20 protein-coding genes are annotated in these 20,073 nt (G+C 37.3%); 8 read left to right on the forward strand and 12 right to left on the reverse strand.

Translation table 11 applies throughout. From position 1 onward, the window contains the following. Positions 1 to 3: 3 nt before the first annotated feature. The gene (locus ABGT15_RS13510; RefSeq protein ID WP_367231861.1) at positions 4 to 147 is read left to right on the forward strand and encodes a T9SS type B sorting domain-containing protein; all 144 of its coding nucleotides are present in this window, start codon (positions 4 to 6) and stop codon (positions 145 to 147) included. A gap of 266 nt (positions 148 to 413) precedes the next feature. On the opposite strand, the gene guaB is transcribed toward ABGT15_RS13510, so the two are convergent. The 7 genes from guaB to ABGT15_RS13545 form a co-directional block, all read right to left on the reverse strand. Next, positions 414 to 1,886, reverse strand: coding sequence for an IMP dehydrogenase (guaB, locus tag ABGT15_RS13515; RefSeq protein WP_367231986.1), 1,473 nt, complete (start codon positions 1,884 to 1,886; stop codon positions 414 to 416). A 73-nt stretch (positions 1,887 to 1,959) separates the two neighbouring features. Then, positions 1,960 to 4,446, reverse strand: a complete 2,487-nt coding sequence (locus ABGT15_RS13520; RefSeq protein WP_367231987.1) for a TonB-dependent receptor domain-containing protein — start codon at positions 4,444 to 4,446, stop codon at positions 1,960 to 1,962. Beyond that, complete coding sequence (locus ABGT15_RS13525) at positions 4,385 to 5,752, reverse strand: HTTM domain-containing protein (RefSeq protein WP_367231988.1); 1,368 nt, start codon at positions 5,750 to 5,752, stop codon at positions 4,385 to 4,387. The genes ABGT15_RS13520 and ABGT15_RS13525 overlap by 62 nt, the downstream gene beginning before the upstream one ends. Positions 5,753 to 5,754: 2 nt before the next feature. Further along, entirely contained in the window at positions 5,755 to 6,870 is a 1,116-nt protein-coding gene (locus ABGT15_RS13530; RefSeq protein ID WP_367231989.1) for an imelysin family protein, read from the reverse strand. Between the two features lie 71 nt (positions 6,871 to 6,941). Further along, positions 6,942 to 8,177, reverse strand: a complete 1,236-nt coding sequence (locus ABGT15_RS13535; protein ID WP_367231990.1) for a DUF4856 domain-containing protein — start codon at positions 8,175 to 8,177, stop codon at positions 6,942 to 6,944. 114 nt (positions 8,178 to 8,291) lie between these two features. Continuing rightward, on the reverse strand, positions 8,292 to 9,161 hold the full coding sequence (locus ABGT15_RS13540; protein WP_367231991.1) for a hydroxymethylglutaryl-CoA lyase: 870 nt from the start codon (positions 9,159 to 9,161) through the stop codon (positions 8,292 to 8,294). Positions 9,162 to 9,182: 21 nt separating this feature from the next. Beyond that, the gene (locus ABGT15_RS13545) at positions 9,183 to 10,202 is read right to left on the reverse strand and encodes a quinone-dependent dihydroorotate dehydrogenase (protein ID WP_367231992.1); all 1,020 of its coding nucleotides are present in this window, start codon (positions 10,200 to 10,202) and stop codon (positions 9,183 to 9,185) included. Between the two features lie 184 nt (positions 10,203 to 10,386). On the opposite strand from ABGT15_RS13545, the gene ABGT15_RS13550 reads away from it, so the two are divergent. The 4 genes from ABGT15_RS13550 to ABGT15_RS13565 all read left to right on the forward strand — a co-directional run bounded on the left by ABGT15_RS13550 (position 10,387) and on the right by ABGT15_RS13565 (position 13,565). Next, complete coding sequence (locus ABGT15_RS13550; protein ID WP_367231993.1) at positions 10,387 to 10,683, forward strand: hypothetical protein; 297 nt, start codon at positions 10,387 to 10,389, stop codon at positions 10,681 to 10,683. A 113-nt stretch (positions 10,684 to 10,796) separates the two neighbouring features. Beyond that, on the forward strand, positions 10,797 to 12,044 hold the full coding sequence (gene pepT, locus ABGT15_RS13555) for a peptidase T (RefSeq protein WP_367231994.1): 1,248 nt from the start codon (positions 10,797 to 10,799) through the stop codon (positions 12,042 to 12,044). Positions 12,045 to 12,185: 141 nt separating this feature from the next. Beyond that, the gene (locus ABGT15_RS13560; RefSeq protein ID WP_367231995.1) at positions 12,186 to 12,770 is read left to right on the forward strand and encodes a YdeI/OmpD-associated family protein; all 585 of its coding nucleotides are present in this window, start codon (positions 12,186 to 12,188) and stop codon (positions 12,768 to 12,770) included. 108 nt (positions 12,771 to 12,878) lie between these two features. Then, positions 12,879 to 13,565 (forward strand): hypothetical protein, encoded by a 687-nt coding sequence (locus ABGT15_RS13565; RefSeq protein WP_367231996.1) that lies wholly within the window; start codon positions 12,879 to 12,881, stop codon positions 13,563 to 13,565. Between the two features lie 51 nt (positions 13,566 to 13,616). Here ABGT15_RS13565 and yajC read toward each other — a convergent pair whose 3' ends face one another. The 4 genes from yajC to ABGT15_RS13585 form a co-directional block, all read right to left on the reverse strand. Then, a complete protein-coding gene (gene yajC, locus ABGT15_RS13570; RefSeq protein WP_367231997.1) occupies positions 13,617 to 13,892 on the reverse strand; it encodes a preprotein translocase subunit YajC in 276 nt (91 codons plus the stop codon). A 10-nt stretch (positions 13,893 to 13,902) separates the two neighbouring features. Then, positions 13,903 to 14,382: a DUF1573 domain-containing protein gene (locus ABGT15_RS13575; RefSeq protein ID WP_367231998.1), complete on the reverse strand. Its 480-nt coding sequence runs from the start codon at positions 14,380 to 14,382 to the stop codon at positions 13,903 to 13,905. Positions 14,383 to 14,398: 16 nt separating this feature from the next. Further along, entirely contained in the window at positions 14,399 to 15,343 is a 945-nt protein-coding gene (gene nusB, locus ABGT15_RS13580) for a transcription antitermination factor NusB (protein WP_367231999.1), read from the reverse strand. A gap of 82 nt (positions 15,344 to 15,425) precedes the next feature. Next, a complete protein-coding gene (locus tag ABGT15_RS13585; RefSeq protein WP_367232000.1) occupies positions 15,426 to 16,532 on the reverse strand; it encodes a Glu/Leu/Phe/Val dehydrogenase dimerization domain-containing protein in 1,107 nt (368 codons plus the stop codon). 199 nt (positions 16,533 to 16,731) lie between these two features. On the opposite strand from ABGT15_RS13585, the gene ABGT15_RS13590 reads away from it, so the two are divergent. Next, positions 16,732 to 18,480: an ABC transporter ATP-binding protein gene (locus tag ABGT15_RS13590; RefSeq protein ID WP_367232001.1), complete on the forward strand. Its 1,749-nt coding sequence runs from the start codon at positions 16,732 to 16,734 to the stop codon at positions 18,478 to 18,480. A 71-nt stretch (positions 18,481 to 18,551) separates the two neighbouring features. Beyond that, entirely contained in the window at positions 18,552 to 18,926 is a 375-nt protein-coding gene (locus ABGT15_RS13595; RefSeq protein WP_367232002.1) for a PUR family DNA/RNA-binding protein, read from the forward strand. 103 nt (positions 18,927 to 19,029) lie between these two features. On the opposite strand, the gene ABGT15_RS13600 is transcribed toward ABGT15_RS13595, so the two are convergent. Further along, a complete protein-coding gene (locus tag ABGT15_RS13600) occupies positions 19,030 to 19,362 on the reverse strand; it encodes a tRNA-binding protein (RefSeq protein WP_367232003.1) in 333 nt (110 codons plus the stop codon). 82 nt (positions 19,363 to 19,444) lie between these two features. On the opposite strand from ABGT15_RS13600, the gene ABGT15_RS13605 reads away from it, so the two are divergent. Further along, positions 19,445 to 20,008, forward strand: a complete 564-nt coding sequence (locus ABGT15_RS13605; protein WP_367232004.1) for a thioredoxin family protein — start codon at positions 19,445 to 19,447, stop codon at positions 20,006 to 20,008. Positions 20,009 to 20,073 lie beyond the last annotated feature (65 nt).

The following is a 20,073-nucleotide window of genomic DNA, read 5'->3' on the forward strand; positions in this document are numbered from 1 at the left end:
CAGATCACTCCGGCAGGCGGCGGATGGGACGGAACGATGAACGGCCAGTTATTACCATCAACGGATTACTGGTTCACCGTGAAGTTTATTGATCCTACTGATCAGGCAGAAAGAGTATTCAAAGCGCACTTCTCTATGAAGCGCTAGAAATTATAAACAGCATTAAAATAAAAAGCCACTTAAACGAGTGGCTTTTTATTTTAATGCTGTTTTTTACGTTATTATGAAATACCAAACGATGTTATAGCCCTGATGGGAGTGGCATCTTTTTGTTCCGTTTTTTTTAACGGGACAAAAAATATAACGGACAGCAGGAGCAATTAGTGTGTTGAATTACAAAACATGATGCTCCCAAAAGTAACGGAACAAAAAAGCCTCCAGTAAACTGAAGGCTTTGTTATATCGCTATAAAATTATCTCGAATAATTCGGAGCTTCTTTGGTAATGGTTACATTGTGTGGATGGCTCTCTCCGATTCCACTGGTTGTAATTCTTACGAAACGTCCTTTAGTTTGTAACTCTTCAATGGAAGCCGAACCACAGTAGCCCATTCCGGCGCGAAGTCCTCCGATGAACTGTAACATGCTTTCATTCAATTCTCCTTTATACGGTACGCGACCTACGATTCCTTCTGGAACTAATTTTTTCACATCGTCTTCTACGTCTTGGAAGTAACGGTCTTTCGAACCTTCTTTCATGGCTTCTACAGATCCCATTCCTCGGTAGGATTTGAATTTTCTTCCTTCGAAGATGATAGTTTCGCCCGGAGATTCTTTTGTTCCCGCCAATAAAGACCCTAACATCACACAGTCTGCACCGGCTGCAATCGCTTTTGGAATATCCCCTGTGTAACGAATCCCTCCATCCGCAATTACCGGAACTCCTGTACCGCGTAAAGCCGCAGCCACTTCCAATACCGCTGAAAACTGTGGAAAACCGACTCCTGCAACTACACGAGTCGTACAGATAGAACCAGGTCCGATTCCTACTTTTACAGCATCGGCTCCGTTTTCTGCTAAATATAAGGCAGCTTCTGGTGTAGCGATGTTTCCAACTACTACATCCAATTCCGGGAATTTAGCTTTTACTTCTTTTAAAACAGTTACCACACCTTTTGTATGCCCATGCGCTGTATCGATGATTACTGCATCAACACCAGCTGTAACTAAAGCGGAAGCTCTTTCCACTGCATCGGCCGTTACGCCTAAAGCTGCTGCAACGCGTAAACGTCCGAACTTGTCTTTGTTTGCGTTTGGCTTCTGGGTAAGTTTTGTGATATCTCTGAAGGTAATTAACCCAATTAATTTATAATCCGCGTTTACTACCGGTAGTTTTTCGATTTTATTGCCTTGAAGAATTTCTTCTGCTTGTGCCAATGTAGTTCCTTCAGGAGCTGTTACTAAATTTTGAGACGTCATTACTTCGGTAATGGCTCTGGTATTGTTTTTCTCGAAACGCAAATCACGGTTGGTAACAATTCCTTTCAACACCTGATTTTCATCCACTACCGGAATCCCTCCAATGCTAAATTCACGCATAACTTGTTTAGCATCGCCAACCGTTGCTGTTAACGGTAAAGTAACCGGATCGATAATCATTCCGCTTTCCGCACGTTTTACTTTACGTACTTCAGCAGCCTGTTGCTCAATAGTCATGTTTTTATGCAAAACACCGATACCGCCTTCCTGAGCCATCGCAATCGCCATAGCGCTTTCCGTAACCGTATCCATAGCCGCTGATACTACAGGAGTATTTAACGTTATGTTTTTAGTAAATTTTGTTTTGATGCTTACCTCGCGCGGAAGTATTTCGGAGTAATTTGGAACCAGTAGAACATCGTCGTAAGTTAAACCTTCGCCAACGATTTTTGTTGAATGTGCGTTCATGTTGCAATTGTAGTTAAATTGCATGCAAATATAGCAAAATTATCCAGTTTACGAAAACGGTTTTAACTTATCTTTAAAAAACAAATTCCAAAGAGGTATAAAAAGTCCTTGGCTCCGAAGGAATTATCCCAGGACCCGGATACCCTGTTGCCCTCCTGGTAAAATACCAATTATTCGTTAAGTTGTTAACACCCGCTTCTAATTTGAATCTGTTCCATTTGTAGGCAGTCGAAAAATCCATCACGTAATATGACGGAATTTCACCGAAAATACCGTAAATATTATCATTTTCAACCGTTGCATTATTTTTGGCATCGGTAAACTGAGAAGACAAATACGTAAATTGTAAATGAGAAAGAAAATCTTTATATCCGAAGCCCATACCCGATTTAAAGTTATAAAGTGGTACAAATTCTACTTTATTCCCTTTAATGTTAGGGATATCGGATTTTAAATATTCCGATTCTGTTACCGAAACATTTGTATAAACATTCCAAATGTAATTTTCAGTATCGCTTAAAAATGTTCTTGCCAGATTCCAATCCAGTAGTGCTTCTGCTCCATATGTAATTGCGGTTCCCACGTTATCTCTCAAACGCACCAAAGCTGCTGCTCCATCTGGATTAAGGGTCTCATACTCCCCAATTTTATCATCATAATACAAGGCAAATGCGCTTACATCGAACGATAATGTATTTTTGATTTTCCCTCTTATTCCGATATCTGATGAGTAACCTTTTTCATCGGTAATATTTTCATCGATTGCCTGACTCGGGCTCGCCGTTCGAATATCGTTAAAAGTTACCGAACGATAATTTTGAGATAAATTACCGTAAACTTCAATTCCATTAACAGGTTTGTAGCTGAGTCCTAATCCCAATAATAAAAAGTTTCGTTCTTTGATATTATTTTCATATTCTGTTTCATCAAGAATTACGTTACCGGCCAAATCCCTGTTAATTCTTCGGTAATAACCATCGGCCTGTGTTTTGATACTTTCATAACGAAAACCGGGCGTTACGGCAAACTTGGAAGAAACTCTAAAAATATTTTCTCCGAAAACCGCTATATTCAGGTTTGGAAAAGTATAAGAGGATTGCGTTCCGTAAAACGGAAATTCATTGGTTGCCAAATCAAAATTTGCATCCTCTCCGGAGCTTCCAGGTCCTTGAATCCCTGTATTTCTGGATTGATAGTATTTGGCTCCAACAAGAAAAGCACTTGGATTTTTAAAGAAAGTATACTTTTTAAGATAACGTGCTTCTGCTCCCCAATTCACAAAATCTCCTACGATTAAATCTCTTTCTGTCCCTGGAGTATCCGGATTTGCTACGCGATTAGAACGATAACCCAATGCTTTTCTGGAAGCATCAAGACCGAATAGCTGCAATGAAAAATCGGCATTGTGCTTGAATTTGTGTTTTAATCGAAGAGCGAATAAATTCCAGTCGATGCCAAACCAGTTACGACTTCTGTTGCTTTGCTTAGGATCCTGATTGAACATATAATCGGTTAAACCACCCGGTTGTTTTGCCAAATAATCGAAATGAGTATAATCAAAATGCAAAGACGTATTTTCGGTAAACTGATAATTCAGATTCGCAAAGAAGTTTTTGGCATCAAACTGTGAATTCGGACGAAAACCGTTTCCTTGTTTGTAATTGTAAAAGGAATAATAGCTGAATTTCCCTTTAGTGCCGCTTAAACTGGTGAAACTCGTAAAAAAATCATACGAACCTCCTGTTAAACGTTGCGTGAACTCCATTTCTTTTTTACTCGGACTTTTCAATTTAAAATTAATCATTCCTCCAAACTGTGTTCCGTATTGTAAAGATGCTGCTCCACGAACAATTTGAATTTCTTCTAAAGCTTCGGTTGGTGTGGCATAATAACTTTCCGGGTAACCCAAAACATCGGCACTGATATCATAACCATTTTGACGGGTGTTGAAATTTGAGGTACGATTTGGATCCAAACCGCGTCCTCCGATAGAAAGCTGTAAACCACCATCGTTGCTTTCATTAATGGTCAAACCAACCACCTGAGAAAAAATCTGACGTGCATTATTCGCGGCTTTATTCACTATCGCTTTGTCCAACAAAACCACTTCTGTTTTTTTACCGGCGTAGATTGCTGTTTCTTCAATATCTTTTAGTTTTCGAATTGCCGAAATTTTTTCACGTTGTTGATTAATCACAACTTCCGAAAGCGTTTTGGCTAAAGGTTCCAGAACTATTCTTAAATACGTTTGGTTATCAGATACGGAAATTTGCTTTTCCTGTATCGCATAATTTTCGAAAAAAAACAAAACGGTGTAATCACCTTTTGCGGAAAACTGCATTGTAAAATTCCCTGATTTATCGGTAAAAACACTTCTTCCATTTGCTTTATTGATTACTTCAACACCGACAAGCTGTTTTCCTTTCGTATCAGTAACATTTCCCGAAAATTTAAATTGGGAAAACGCATTGAACGACAACAATAAAACAAGTAAAAATTTATAATCCTTTAATTTCATCGGTAAACGGAAGTATCCAGTATTTGGGTTTGAATGATTCATTTTCTTGAGCAAGATTTATTTTGGGGTCGATATAGGGACGGCTCAAACGACCGTTAAGTGCTACATAACTTTCTACGTACACTTCCGGTTCATTATACCCTAAATCTTTATAATAGTTATGCAGATAATGAGCGTATTCCAATATAAAATCGGGCTGAAACGACATTTGCTTTTCCTGAAAAGGCGTTAAAAACAAACTGTTATCGATATGAATCGCTTTCTTAGTTATGGCATCGACTACCTTAAACTGGGTATAACCGGATTTTTCCATCAGCATTACCCGCCATGAAAAACGGAAGCCCTCTTCAGTCCAGAAAAGCTCTCCGGGATACAATAAATAACGAAACGGAAACAACAATTGAAACGCCATAAAAACAGCAATGAAACCTAATTTAAATTGGTTCACGCTATTATATTCTTGTGTTTTTACCTTGTTATTTTCAAATCGTGACGTATCAACTTTCATCCAAGTGAAAAGCTGTTGCAGTACTTTTTTATGAAAACCGGATCCGAAAAATATCAGTGTACTGATAATCATTACATAAGGAAAAACCCCAATTGGAAAAAGCATTTTGGTAAACACGTGAAAAACGACTACCAGTACAAAGCCAAGAATTCGGGTTCTTCTGTACAACAATAAAAACGGAATGGTTAAATCGTAGAGGGCACCACACCAACTAAAAAAATAATGTGCCCAATTTTCTCTAAGATAACTGCCCACCAAAGGCATGCCGCCACTCATAGGAAGCCACATTTTTAGGGGTTGTGCTTCGAATAACCAATCGGAATTCAGTTTGGCTAAACCCGCATAAAAATAAACGATGCCAAGCATCAGTTTCAACACATCTACAGTCCAGGCTGGTATTTTCTGAAAAGTGATTTTGTTATTCCTGTAAGCATCTACCGAATACGCTGCATTCGCCGGCAGAAAAATCATGATAAAACTTACCAGTGAAATAAAATAGTAATGATTTAGATAGGTAGTCTTATCTATCAGTTCGATATAGGTGAAACTCAGGAAAAACAGTATAATTGCGATTCTGTATTTGTACCCTATGGCAACCATAATTGCTGAAAGACCACAAATAAAAAACAACACATACGTGAAATTACCAAAAGGTTTAACCCATTCAAAACCGTAAAACGTAAAATGGAATTGTGGCTTAATGTACATTTTTTCCACCCATCCGTAACTCAAAAAACGGACGATACTGAAAAGCATCATTAAACCAAACGCCAGCCTAAAAAAAGCCAGCGTTGCAGTTTCTGTTGTTCTGTTAAAATATTCTTTAAAAGCTTTAATCATGACTAGTCACCATCAGCATCTACATAATCTACTGTGATATTTAAAGCTGGCATCATATCGCCTTTGAAGCTGATTACATTACGTTGTAACTCATCGTAAGCAGTAAGCATTTTACTGTTGTCATTGAAAATCTGCTCGGAAAAACTATCACTTAACAAGCCGTTAGCAGTGTATATAGTTGTGTATCGATTATTAATAATGGTGCTTAGAGGTTGTCCATCTTTTACCACATTCAAATACGTTAAATACGATTTCAACCCTAAACCAGTTACCGAAGAACCGAAATGTTTTCCGTTAAAAAAATCCTGAGAGGCTTTTACAGCTTCATTCAACAATAATTTAGACACATCATTTTTATAATACGCTTCCACTTTATTGGTATAAGTGGTTCCGGTAGAAAATACGCCCGCAGGTATTCCCACTTTTCCGGCGCGGATGTTCTTTTCGTAATTCTTTACAAAAATATTCACCATACGATTTACCGAACTGCTCACCGAATTACCGTTGCTGCTGATAAAAGCACTTCGGTAAGTTCCGTTCCAGTCGTTTACGATTAAATCTGCATTGGATTTAAGACGCACGGTTAAATCGGTTAAATATTGTTTGTATTTCGCAGCATTTCCGTTTGATGTATAAAATGTTACGATGGTAGCATCATCTGCCCCTAAACCGTTAATCAGATAATCGATAGCAGGAAACCCTTGTTTGTCGTATTGTGACAATAACGTTAAATTATAAGTTCCCGCAGCTACATTGCTTTCAATTCCTGTAGCATTGGTAGGATAAATATTTGTACAACTTACAAGGGCTACTTCTTCCGCTTTACCAATTTCAAACATCGAAACGTGCTGAAATGCTTTATAAGCCTCTAACCAAGCTGTTCTTACTTCTGTTAACTTCACTTCTGAGGGTGCAGTATTAAAATCTGCAACTTCAGTTTGAAGAACCGTTACTTTCGACTGATAATCTTCAAAAGAAGGAATGATAATATTATCTGCCCATTCGGTTAAAAGTGCTGTTCGGTCATATCCGTCACCTGAAGCATCTGAGCCACTGTCACTGGAAGAACAAGCAGCAAAAAATGCTGTAAAACTTAATAAAAGAAGTATTTTTTTCATCTTAAAAAAATTTTTGCAAAAGTACAAAAAAGCAGAAGAGTTCGTCTTCTGCTTTTCTTTTTATTTGTTTTTTAGTTTACCGTTTGTGCCTGAGCCACTGTAAATCCAAAACGTGTCGCGATTTCTGTTGCTAAATCATCAATATGAGCATTCAGATAATCAACATCGTATAAACCATTCGTTCCACCCATCAATTCGCTCAAAATGGCATCCACTTCAGCTTTTGACATATATGGAGCGTTTGTTCCTGGTTTGTTTGTATAACGTAAGCTCATAATAAAACCATATCCTTCTGATAACGCATGGAACGCTTTTTTACCAGAATCATCAACTAACTTAGCTTTACCTTCTTTTAAATAGAATACAGCTCTTACTGCCGAAACTAAAGCTAATTTCTGTTTGATGATAGCAATTTGCGCATCACGCGTTGCATAATCATTTGCAACGATAGCTGCTCTACCGGTTCTGAAAGCTAATTCTACATCTTCTTTCAAAGTTCCGAAATCTGAATCTGCATCAACCTGATTGATATAGCTACTCCAAAATTTAAAAACCTGAGGTGAAGCCGCTAAATTATCAGCACCATAAATATACCCATAAGCCTCATCCCATAAGTGCTCCATTTTAGTGTAGTTTTTACCCGCTTCCAACACTTTGTTAGTATTGTTATCACGGTTACTTCCTTCATCAAGAACAGCTACACTTAAATAGTTGTTTACAATCTGATCCATGAAACAAGCTCCCATCATACCTTTTAAAAGTACTTGCTGAGGCTCTAATCCGTTAGCAGCAAATAAACGTTTAGAAGATCCATCTAAATAAGTTCCAGCAGTTCCAGCAGAAGCCACTTGACCACCACTAGCCGCGTTCCCTTCTGTAAACTGAGCTTCAAAGAAAGACCTTACACTCACTTGTTCAGCTGTAGAACCACCTCCGTTAAAGTTTACGAAGAAATCTCTCGAAGCAGCGGTTTTATTTTTCAATTGCTTATCTGTAGCAGCATTTAGGGCAGTATTTGTAAATTGACTATTTACATTGCTATACATATCAGACAATTTCGATGCACTAAGAACAGTCCCATCAGCAGCTCTGTTTTTAAATTCAGCTCCCATTTCATCCAACATTAAAAGTCTGTTGGTTTGCCCTCCGTGATCTACTGTAGTAGCTCCATCTCTTTCAAAGACATAAGTAGCAGGAACAGTGTAATTAAAGCTTGGTACCTGCGTTGTATCATCATTATCTGAACATGATACAGTAAACAAAGCCACAACAGGCAATGACGCTAAAAGAACATTTTTAAATCTCATTGTTATGTTTTATTTAGATTGAGTTAAAATAATTTTCGTTTGCAAATATATTTACTCATTCTAAATAAGACAAATTTTATTTAGATTATTTTTAAATAATTTTAACAAGATTTATCAATGATAAACTGTAAAAATTTTAAGCGCTTCATTATAAGCACTTTCGAAGCTCATTGCACTTAAATTAGTATCGGCTTTATTCGCAGTAAAATAAGAAAGCATTTTTTCAGTAGGCATATTTCCGGTCAAATCGTCTTTCGCCATCGGACAACCGCCAAACCCCTGAATTGCTCCGTCAAAACGACGACACCCTGCTTTATATGCAGCATCCACTTTCTCGAACCACTTGTCCGGTGTAGTGTGCAGATGTGCTCCAAATTCAACATTTGGGTATTTTGAAATCAGATTAGAAAACAGATAATCAATAACTTCTGGCGAAGAACTTCCCACCGTATCGGAAAGCGAAAGGATTTTGACACCCATGTTCGCCAGTTTTTCCGTCCATTCTCCAACAATTTCTACATTCCAAGGATCTCCGTAAGGATTACCAAAGCCCATGGAAATATACGTTACCACTTCTTTATTCGACTTATCGGCGATGTTTAATATTTCGTCTAGTGTCACTAAAGATTCGGCAATAGTTTTATGGGTATTTCGCATCTGAAAGTTCTCCGAAATCGAAAACGGAAAACCCAAATACTGAATTTCCGGATGGATGGAAGCATTTTCAGCACCTTGCGTATTGGCAATAATTGCTAATAATTTACTTTGGGTTTTCGACAAATCCAACTTGGCTAAAACTTCTGCCGTGTCCTGCATTTGTGGAATGGCTTTCGCCGAAACAAAACTTCCGAAATCAATCGTATCAAATCCTACCCGCAATAACGATTGGATGTACTGAACCTTTTTATCCGTAGGAATAAAGTCTTTGATCCCTTGCATGGCATCACGAGGACATTCGATGATTTTTACCTGTTCTGTTTTCATGGAAGCCAAATGTAAAACTATTTATGCTTTTTCTAAAATCTTTTTGTTGATGGCTTTGATAAGTGCCGGCCCTTCATAAATGAAACCAGTATACAACTGAACCAAACTTGCACCTGCTTCTAGTTTCTCAATTGCATCTTCCGCAGTATGGATTCCTCCTACTCCAATGATTGGGAACGCTTTGTTGCTCTTTTCGGAAAGAAAACGAATCACTTCCGTAGAACGTTTGGTTAGTGGTTTTCCAGACAAACCGCCAGCTTCAATTTTATTTACCGACTGCAATCCTTCACGTGAAATCGTTGTATTGGTAGCAATTACCCCAGCGATTTTCGTTTCTTTTACAATATCGATGATGTCCAAAAGTTGCTCATCAGTTAAATCCGGAGCTATTTTCAATAAAATCGGTTTCGGATTGGATTTGGCAGTATTCAGATTCTGAAGCGTTTGCAACAATTGCGTTAACGGCTCCTTATCCTGCAATGCTCTTAAATTTGGTGTGTTTGGGGAACTTACATTCACCACAAAGTAATCCACATAATCAAACAAAGCGTTGAAACAAATTTCATAATCTTTTACCGCTTCTTCGTTTGGTGTTACTTTATTTTTCCCGATGTTGCCACCGATTAAAACTCCGCTGTTCTTTTTAAGACGCTTAACCGCATCTTCCACCCCTCCATTATTGAAGCCCATACGATTGATGATGGCCGAATCTTCACACAAACGGAACAAACGCTGTTTCGGGTTTCCTTCCTGTCCTTTTGGGGTAAGTGTTCCGATTTCGATAAAACCAAAACCAAAATTGGATAATTCCTGATACAATTTGGCATCTTTATCGAAACCAGCCGCCAAACCAACCGGATTTTTAAATTTCAAACCAAAAACTTCACGTTCCAAACGTTTATCGTTCACTTCATAAATCGATTTGAATAATGATGAAAAACCTGGAATTTTATTCGCGAAACGAACCGCTGAAAAAGTAAAATAATGCACTGCTTCAGGATCGAAACAGAATAAGATCGGACGAATGAATTGTTTGTACATAAAGTGTTGTGTTGTGGTACAAAATTAGACATTAGAACTCAGAATTTCAGCATTTGAACACACTAATATGCCACATTCCATCTTACAAAATTTTAAACAATTGTTAATCAATGATTTAAATTCAATAGGGAGATTTATCAGTACCTTTGTAATTCACTTATGTCCAACTTAATACATCGAAATCATGTACATCGTCAGGGAAATTTTTCACTTGCAGTTTGGCCGTTATAAAGAAGCCAAAACTTTGATAGACGAAGCTAAAACCAAAGGATTGATGACACAACCCGAAGGAGGACGAATCCTCACAGACTTCACGGGCCCCGGTTATCGCCTGATTTTCGAATCACCTTATAAAACACTAGCCGATTTCGAAGCCGATCTGACAAAAGAATTGAACGCCGAAGCCTGGAAAGACTGGTACGAGCGCTTCAAGCCCTTTGTGAGTCATTCGCAAAGGGAAATTCTTAAGCAAATTGGCTGATTTTTGAATCCTCTCATTTTACAATTATATCCTTAAAGAATATAAGAAGGTCTTTTTGTGCCTTTTCGAATTTCAAATAAACCGTATATTTGTTACTCTTAAAAAATACACTTATGCAACACATAATCGACCGTTTCATCAGTTACGTTACTGTTGATACGGAATCTGATCCGAACTCAAACACAACACCCAGTACCGCTAAACAATGGGATTTAGCCAATAAATTAGTAGCCGAATTAAAAGCGATCGGTTTACAAGATGTAACCATCGACGACAAATCCTATATTCAGGCAACTTTGCCAAGCAATTTAGATTACGAGGTTCCTACGATTGGTTTCGTGGCGCACTTTGATACGACTCCAGATTTTACAGGAGCGAACGTGAATCCGCAAATCGTTAAAAATTACGATGGTGGCGATATCATTCTGAACAAAGAGCAAAACATCGTACTTTCGCCAAGTTATTTTGAAGATTTACTTTTATATAAAGGACAAACCTTAATTACCACAGACGGAACCACTTTATTAGGTGCCGATGACAAAGCCGGTGTAACTGAAATTGTTACAGCGATGGAATATCTGATTAAAAACTCACAAATCAAACACGGAACCTTAAAAGTAGGGTTCACTCCTGATGAGGAAATCGGTCGCGGTGCCGACTTTTTTGACGTGGAAAAATTCGGGTGCGAGTGGGCTTATACCATGGACGGAAGCCAGATTGGCGAATTGGAGTATGAAAACTTCAACGCCGCTGGAGTAAAACTGAAGTTCAAAGGAAAAAGCGTTCACCCGGGTTACGCTAAAGGAAAAATGATCAACTCCATGCTTTTGGCAACCAAATACATTTCCAAATTACCGAAAGACGAAGTGCCGGAAAGAACCAAAGGTTACGAAGGTTTCTTCCATGTGGTGCATTTAGACGGAAGCATTGAGGAGACAAACGTTCAATTGATTATCCGCGACCACGACCGTAAGAAATTCGAAAAACGCAAAAAATACGTTCAGAAAATTGCCGATAAACTGAACAAAAAATACGCAAAACAATTCGGAGGCGATATCGTAGAAATTGAAATTAAAGACCAATACTACAACATGCGCGAAAAGGTAGAACCAGTAAAACACATTGTGGATTTGGCTGAACAAGCTATGAAAGATTTGAACATCAAACCCATCATTCGACCGATTCGTGGTGGAACCGATGGCTCACGTTTATCCTTCATGGGATTACCTTGCCCAAATATTTTCGCAGGCGGTCATAACTTCCACGGTAAATACGAATACGTTCCGGTGGAAAGCATGCAGAAAGCTATTGATGTAATCATCCGAATTGCTGAACTTACCGCTGAGAAGTATAAGAAGTAGAACAGTATTCAGTGGTCAGCGATTAGTCTGCTGATATAATAAATTTTACCGCAGATTTGCAGATTATTAATTTAAAATCTGTGAATCTGCGGTTTTTGTTTTTCCTAAATTCTTATTTTTATCATAACAATTTTATTTCTGATGAAAGAAGACAAAAATCCGTGGAACAAAGCCAACCAATGGGAAGAAGAATTGGGTATTCTGAAATCCATTATCGATAAAACCGAACTGGAGGAAATGACCAAATGGGGCGGTCCGGTGTATACCATTAACAAAAAGAACGTTGTTGGCATCGGTGGTTTTAAATCGTATGTTGGCATTTGGTTTTTCAACGGCGTTTTCCTGAAAGATGAAAAGAACGTTTTGGTTAATGCTAATGAAGGTGTTACTCGTGGATTACGTCAATGGCGATTTGAATCGAAAGACGAAATTCTGAAAAACGAAAAATTCATTCTCCATTATATCAATGAAGCCATTGCCAATGAAAAAGCGGGCTTGGTTATCAAACCGGAAAAGAAAGAAGAAATCGTTTCTGAATTGTTAAATGCCGAATTCAAATCAGACGGAAAACTCAAAACAGCATTTGAAGCTTTCACACCCTACAAACAAAGAGAATTTTTAGAGTATGTAGAATCCGCCAAACAAGAAAAGACAAAACTAACCCGTATTGAAAAAATAAAACCGATGATTTTGGAAGGCAAAGGTTTAAATGACAAATACCGATAACAAATATTACCAACCACAAAATCCCAATTCAGCTGGGATTTTTTTAATTCTAAATTTTGCTTTTTGTAAGACAATTACTTATATTTGAGTATCGTCAATTTTTGAAATATGAGCAATACCAGAACCAAACCCGAACTGATCTCGTACAGACAATTACGATTCATTATCGGACTGACAGGTTTTTTTCTTCCAGTTATAATAATACTTGGAAACTGCATTGTCAAAGGACGCTTTCTACTCGAAGAATCGGTAAGTCATTATTACCATACTGCCATGGGAGATGTCTTTGTAGGCTTGCTCTGTACTGTGGCTATTTTCCTCTTCACCTACAAAGGACATGAAAAAGAAGAAGATGAAATCCTATCAGACAGTGTAACCGGAAATCTCGCTTGTATTTTTGCACTAGGTGTAGCCTTTTTTCCGACTGCTGAAACCGGTGCCGTACAAAGCACAATCAGCTGGATACATTATATTTGTGCCGGACTGTTCTTTTGTTCTTTAGCGTACTTTTGTTTAAGCCAGTTTATTAAATCGTCTGAAGACGAAACCAAATTAGAACATGACCCTAAAAACAGGAAGCTGCTGCGAAACCTGATATATCGCATATGTGGTTATATAATTTTGTTTGCGATTTTAATGTTATTGCTTTACAATGCCCCAGCCATTAACGATTTAGTAAAAGAAACCCATTACTTTATTGCTTTTGAAATCCTTGCTTTATGGGCCTTTGCTTTTTCATGGTTAGTAAAAGCTGAAGTTTTCTTTCCCGACAGCGATACTGAAAATTTGGCTTAGAAAATAAATAAGCCCCGAATCATCGGGGCTTATCTTTATAACTAATTGAAATTATTTAGCTGCGTTAGCTTTTTGGCTCAACTCTAATGAAATCGCTGAACGCTCCATTTTAATTTTTCCTGCCATAGTTTCCACAACTACTGAATCTTCATACAATTCAGCAATTTTCCCGTGAATCCCGGATTTGGTAATAATTTTATCGCCTACTTTTAAGGCAGCTTCAAATTCTTTCTCTTTCTTAGCTTTTTGTTGTTGCGGTCTGATCATTAAAAAATAAACAACCACAAACATTAACAATAACGGTAAAAATTGACCCATTTGTCCCATATTTTTATTTTTAGTGTGCCGTCGGAGCAGCTCCGCCAGCTTTAGGTGTTACATTTGCATTGATAGTTACTTTTTCCGAACCTTCTTTTGTGTTGGTGGTTAAAGTAACCGTTTTTTGTTGTTGCCCAGGTTTGTTAGTAGAATCAAAAGTTACTTTCATATCTGCTGATGTGCCCGGTTTGATTGGTTCTTTTGGCCACTCCGGCACTGTACAACCACAGCTTCCCTGCGCATTGATGATAATTAAGTCTGCCTCACCCTCGTTGGTGATTTTGAAAACCGTTTCTACTTTTTCACCTTCTTTAATGGTTCCAAAATCATGTTCCGTTTCATTAAACTTAACCACCGGCAGCTTTCCTGATGCGGCATTTTCCTGTTCCATTTTAGCAACACTCTCCGGGCTTATTTTGTCCGAAGCATTTTCGTTTTTACAAGATGTTGACAATACCAAAGCAGTAACAGCCAACATTCCGAAAGTTTTTCTGATCATATTTTTTTAAAGTTAATTACATTAAACCTCTTCCGGTTTTTACTAATTTATTTTCCTTTTGGTATTCTTTCACAAGGTTGTCCAGAATTCCGTTGATAAAAATACTACTTTTTGGTGTAGAATATTCTTTCGCTAATTCTAAATATTCGTTAATTGTAACTTTTACCGGAATGGATGGAAATTTCAAAAATTCACAAATCGCCATTTTCAGGATAATCGCGTCAATTTCAGCGATACGGTCTGCATCCCAGTTCGGGGTTTTATCGATAAATTCTTTGGTAAGCTCAGCATCGTTTAAAACCGTTTTACGATACAGGTTTCGGACAAATTCTTTATCATCGATATCTTTATACAATTTCGGCACAAAAAACGAATTATCATCAGCAGATTTTACCTGTTTCAATTGCTTAGCAATCATAGTATTGACTAATGGAATATCATCTACCCATGTTAATTTATGATCTTCTAAATAATCATATAATTTTTCGTTAGGCGCTATAACTTCGGTAAATAAATCCACTACAAACTGTTTGTCTTCTTCAAAATCGTTTTTAGAATTGCTCATGTATTTGCTGTACAATTCACAATTTTTGATTTCCTCCAAAAGCAACAGGATGTAATCATCGTTATTTTTCCAATTGGTAATTTTACGATCTTCCAAAGCCATGCTCAACGAATTATTGTCGTCTAACAGCAGTAAAACTTTGTTATTGATAAACTTTTTGTTGGGATTGCGTTCTTCTTTGGTGGCAAGATGTTTTTTACTGGATTTGTCGATGAAATCATCTTCAGCTTTTCGTATTTCCACCAGCGCGGAAATCATGATCAGATATAAATCCTGAATGTTTTCGATACTTTGGAACAGGAATTTCTCTTCCTTTTCAAGATTATCGGAATTGTTTTGATGCATAGCATAAATAGATTGCATCACTTTCACACGGATATGTCTTCTGTTTAACATCTTGGTAAGAACTTTAAAAATTAACGGAGCGAAAGGTTCTCTTCCGCTCCGCAAAATTATGAAATATTATTGACAGTGAAAATTACTTTCCTGCGTTTTCTTTTTTTCTAGCATCGATACGCTCCTGAGCCATTCTCATAGCCGCTTGGTGCGTAGTGATGTTATTTTCTTTGGCATAGTTGAAAATATCCAACGTAGTGTTGTAGATATTTTGAGTTCTGCGCATTGCCTCATCTTTTCCGTAACCGGCAATTTCACCGTAAACATTGATGATACCACCTGCGTTGATTAAGAAATCCGGAGCGTATAAAATCCCTCTTTCCTGTAATCTTGCACCATGAATCTGCTCAACAGCTAATTGATTATTTGCAGCACCGGCAATAACTTTTGCTTTAAGTTTTTCGATAGTATCGTCGTTGATGGTTGCTCCTAATGCACATGGCGCATAAATATCAACATCTGCTCCGTACAAGTCACCTCCTGAGAAAACTTTAGCGCCATATTTAGCACCAACTTCTTGTAAACGAGCTTCATTGATATCTGCAATCTGAACCAAAGCACCTTCTTTAGTGATTAATTCAACCAAAGTTTCACCCACGTGACCGATACCCTGAACTAATACTTTCTTACCTTCTAAGTTATCGGAACCGAACTGGTATTTCGCAGCTGCTTTCATTCCCATATAAACTCCGTAAGCCGTTACCGGTGAAGGATTTCCGGAACCTCCAATCGATTCTGAAATTCCCGTTACGTAATTTGTATGTTGTTTGATTAAGTCCATGTCGGCAGTAGTAGTACCTACATCTTCCGCTGTAATATATTTTCCGCTTAGGGAGTTTACAAACTGACCGAATTTAGCAATCAATTCCGGGTTTTTATCTACTTTAGAATCACCAATAATAACCGCTTTTCCACCACCAAGGTTTAAGCCGGAAATAGCCGATTTAAATGTCATTCCTCGAGACAAACGCAATACATCATTTAAAGCCTCCCATTCGTTGGTATATTTCCACATTCTGGTACCTCCCAAAGCAGGTCCTAAAACTGTGTTATGAACACCGATTATTGCTTTTAAACCAGTATCTTTGTCGTGACAAAATACGATTTGCTCATGATTATCAAAGGAAACCTGACCGAAAACCGGGTCGATTTTGTGAAGCTCATTAGCGTTTGTAACTTCTGTTATCATGTTGTAAAATGTTTTTATAGGTTGAATTATATTCAAAAACAGGATGCAAAATTACAATTTTATTCAGAATATTTCAACGTAATCGCGAAAAATTAATTTTTTTTTAATATTTATTTTCAGAATAATTTTTATCTTTTTTAAAGAAAAAATCATTTTTTTAACATTTAAAAAAAGATATTATCAATAGATTCAAAACACAATGAAAGAACTTCAATATTTAAACAAATATTTCGTCAAATATAAATATCGTTTTCTTCTTGGGATCTTCATTACAATTGTAGCGCAATTCTTTACATTGTATACACCAAAATTGGTTGGAGATTCTATTAAGGTTTTAGAACACAATAATTTATCGGCCGAAATTGTTAAAAAAACTTTACTCGACAATATTTTATTAATTTTAGTTACAACTTTAATTGCAGGCTTCCTTACTTTTTTAATGCGCCAAACATTAATTGTAATGTCACGCCATATTGAATTCGATTTAAAAAACGAAATCTTCCAGCAATACGAGAGACTCACCCAAAATTTCTACAAACAAAACCGTACCGGCGATTTAATGAACCGCATCAGCGAAGATGTTGGAAAGGTTCGTCAATATGTAGGCCCGGCTGTGATGTATTCTATAAATACATTCATCAGATTTGCCGTTGTAACCGTCCAGATGTATCTGGTTTCACCAAAACTTACTTTTTATTCATTGCTGCCTCTACCTATTTTGGCGTACAGTATCTTCAAAATCAGTTCAGAAATCAACAAACGTAGCACGGCGTATCAGCAAAACCTTTCTAAACTTTCTACCTTTACCCAGGAAATGTTTTCAGGCATTCGGGTAATCAAAGCTTATGCCTTAGAAGGACAAAAACAAGACGACTTCAAGAATTTATCAATTGAAAGCAAAACCAAAAACCTTGATTTGGCAAGAGTTCAATCGTTATTCGGACCTTTTATGATTTTACTGATTGGCTTAAGCAACCTTGTTGTAATTTATGTAGGTGGAATGATGTACATCAACGGGTCAATACCGGATATTGGCGTAATTGCCGAATTTATCCTTTATATTAATATGCTAACCTGGCCGGTTGCTTCATTAGGCTGGGTTTCCTCAATGGTTCAGGAAGCAGAAGCCTCACAAAAACGAATCAATGAATTTTTAAAAGTGGTGCCTGAAATCCAGAATACGGTAGAAACCAAAACCGATATCGAAGGAAGAATTACTTTTGAAAATGTTTCGTTCACTTATGAAGACACCAATATTGAAGCCTTAAAAAACATTTCGTTCGGTATCAATAAAGGGGAAACGCTTGCGATTTTAGGAAAAACAGGTTCGGGTAAATCGACGGTACTTTCTTTAATCAGCCGTTTGTATGATGTAAAAAGCGGTGCGGTTAAAATTGACGGAAACAATATTAAACAACTTAACTTATACGATGTACGGGATCATATCGGATTCGTACCTCAAGATGCATTTTTATTCTCAGATTCCATCAAGAACAACATCAAATTCGGGAAAGAAGATGCTACGGATGAAGAAGTAATTGATGCTGCTAAAAAAGCGGTAGTTCATAAAAACATTGTAAAGTTTAAAAACCAATACGATACTGTTTTAGGCGAGCGCGGTATCACACTTTCCGGCGGTCAAAAACAAAGGGTTTCCATTGCCCGAGCGATGATTAAAAATGCCCCTATCCTATTGTTAGACGACTGTTTATCAGCTGTCGATACAGAAACCGAAGAGGCCATCCTAAATAATTTATCTGAATTCTGCAAAGACAAAACTACCATCATTGTCAGCCACAGGGTTTCATCTGCCAAGAACGCCGATCAGATTATTATCCTTGAAGATGGTAAAATCATCCAGCAAGGTTCTCACTATCAGCTTGTAAATCAGGAAGGTTATTACAAAGAGTTATATTACAAACAACTTTCCGAAAAAGAATTACAATAAAATATTGGTTTTTACAGTTTTTTTTTAGATTTTTGGTTTCATCTAAACACAATTAACCAGATAGAAGGACTATGAGAGAAAATGAAATATTAGAAAAGGAAGAAATCTTTTCTAAAGTTTTAAGAGCCGGGCGAAGAACATATTTCTTTGATGTAAGAGCTACTAAAGCTGACGATTACTATATCACCATTACAGAAAGCAAAAAATTCACGGAAGAAGACGGTTCGTTTCACTTCAAAAAACACAAAATTTATTTATACAAAGAGGATTTTGCAGCCTTCCAGGAAATTTTAACCGAAATGACCGATTATGTTCTAAACCAAAAAGGAGAAGAAGTGATTTCGGAAAGACATCAGAAAGATTTCAAAAAAGAATTCTATACCGAAAAACTAGAAGAAGTTAAAGCTGGCGGAAGCTATACCGATATTGACTTTGATGATATTTAATAAACAGTCAAAGTGTTCAAAACAAAAAGTCCAAAGTTAATTTGGACTTTTTTTATGAAGCAAATTGAAGCCTTTAAGATTATTGCCTCAAGTTGTTAATCCGCTATCCTATTCGCAAACCATTTTCCACTTTAAAATCGGGAGCTAACAATACAATATCGTTGTCAGCACCTACCGACCCCATTACCAGACATTCACTCATAAACTTACCGATTTGTTTTTTCGGAAAATTTACAACCGCAATTATCTGACGATGAACCAATTCTTCTTTTTGATAGCGCTTGGTAATTTGTGCCGATGATTTTCGAATACCAATTTCAGTGCCAAAATCTATTGTAAGCTGAAAAGCCGGTTTTCTGGCTTCGGGAAAATCATTCACTTCAATGATGGTACCTACGCGCATTTCAACTTTTTCAAATTCTTCCCAGGTGAGCATTTTTTATTCTTTTTGGCTAAAGTACAAATTCGGTGAGAAAATTCATTTTTTTTAGTACTTTTAACCTTATTTCTTATTCGTTATGGCCCGAACACCTTCTAACATGCTGCCCCTAGGCACGATTGCACCGGAATTTTACCTGAAAGATACCAATTCCAGCTACTCCTATTCCTTTGCGGATTTGAAAGGTAAAAAGGGAACTTTAGTCATGTTCATCTGTAACCATTGCCCGTTTGTACACCATGTAATTGAAGAAATAGTTCGAGTTGCAAACGATTACAGAGTGCAAGGTTTAGGAATCATTGCCATATCCAGTAACGACATTATCAACTATCCGCAAGATGCCCCGGAACTGATGCAGGATTTCGCTTTACAACATCGTTTTGAATTTCCATATTTATATGATGAAACACAAGAAGTTGCCATAGCATATGACGCAGCCTGTACCCCTGATTTTTATCTTTTTGACATTTCTGACAAATTAGTTTATCGAGGACAATTGGATAACAGCCGACCAGGAAACGGAATTCCGTTGAGCGGCAGTGATTTGCGTAGTGCAATTGACGGCATAATTTACAACCGAAGCATCAATCCGGAACAAAAGCCAAGTCTAGGCTGCAATATTAAATGGAAGTTAAATTCTTAACCATTTTGTTTTTCTTTTCCTAAATTTGAAACATCATATCCTATAAAACTTGAACCACAATAGCA

The organism is Flavobacterium enshiense, assembly GCF_040750275.1.
Lineage (GTDB): Bacteria > Bacteroidota > Bacteroidia > Flavobacteriales > Flavobacteriaceae > Flavobacterium > Flavobacterium enshiense_B.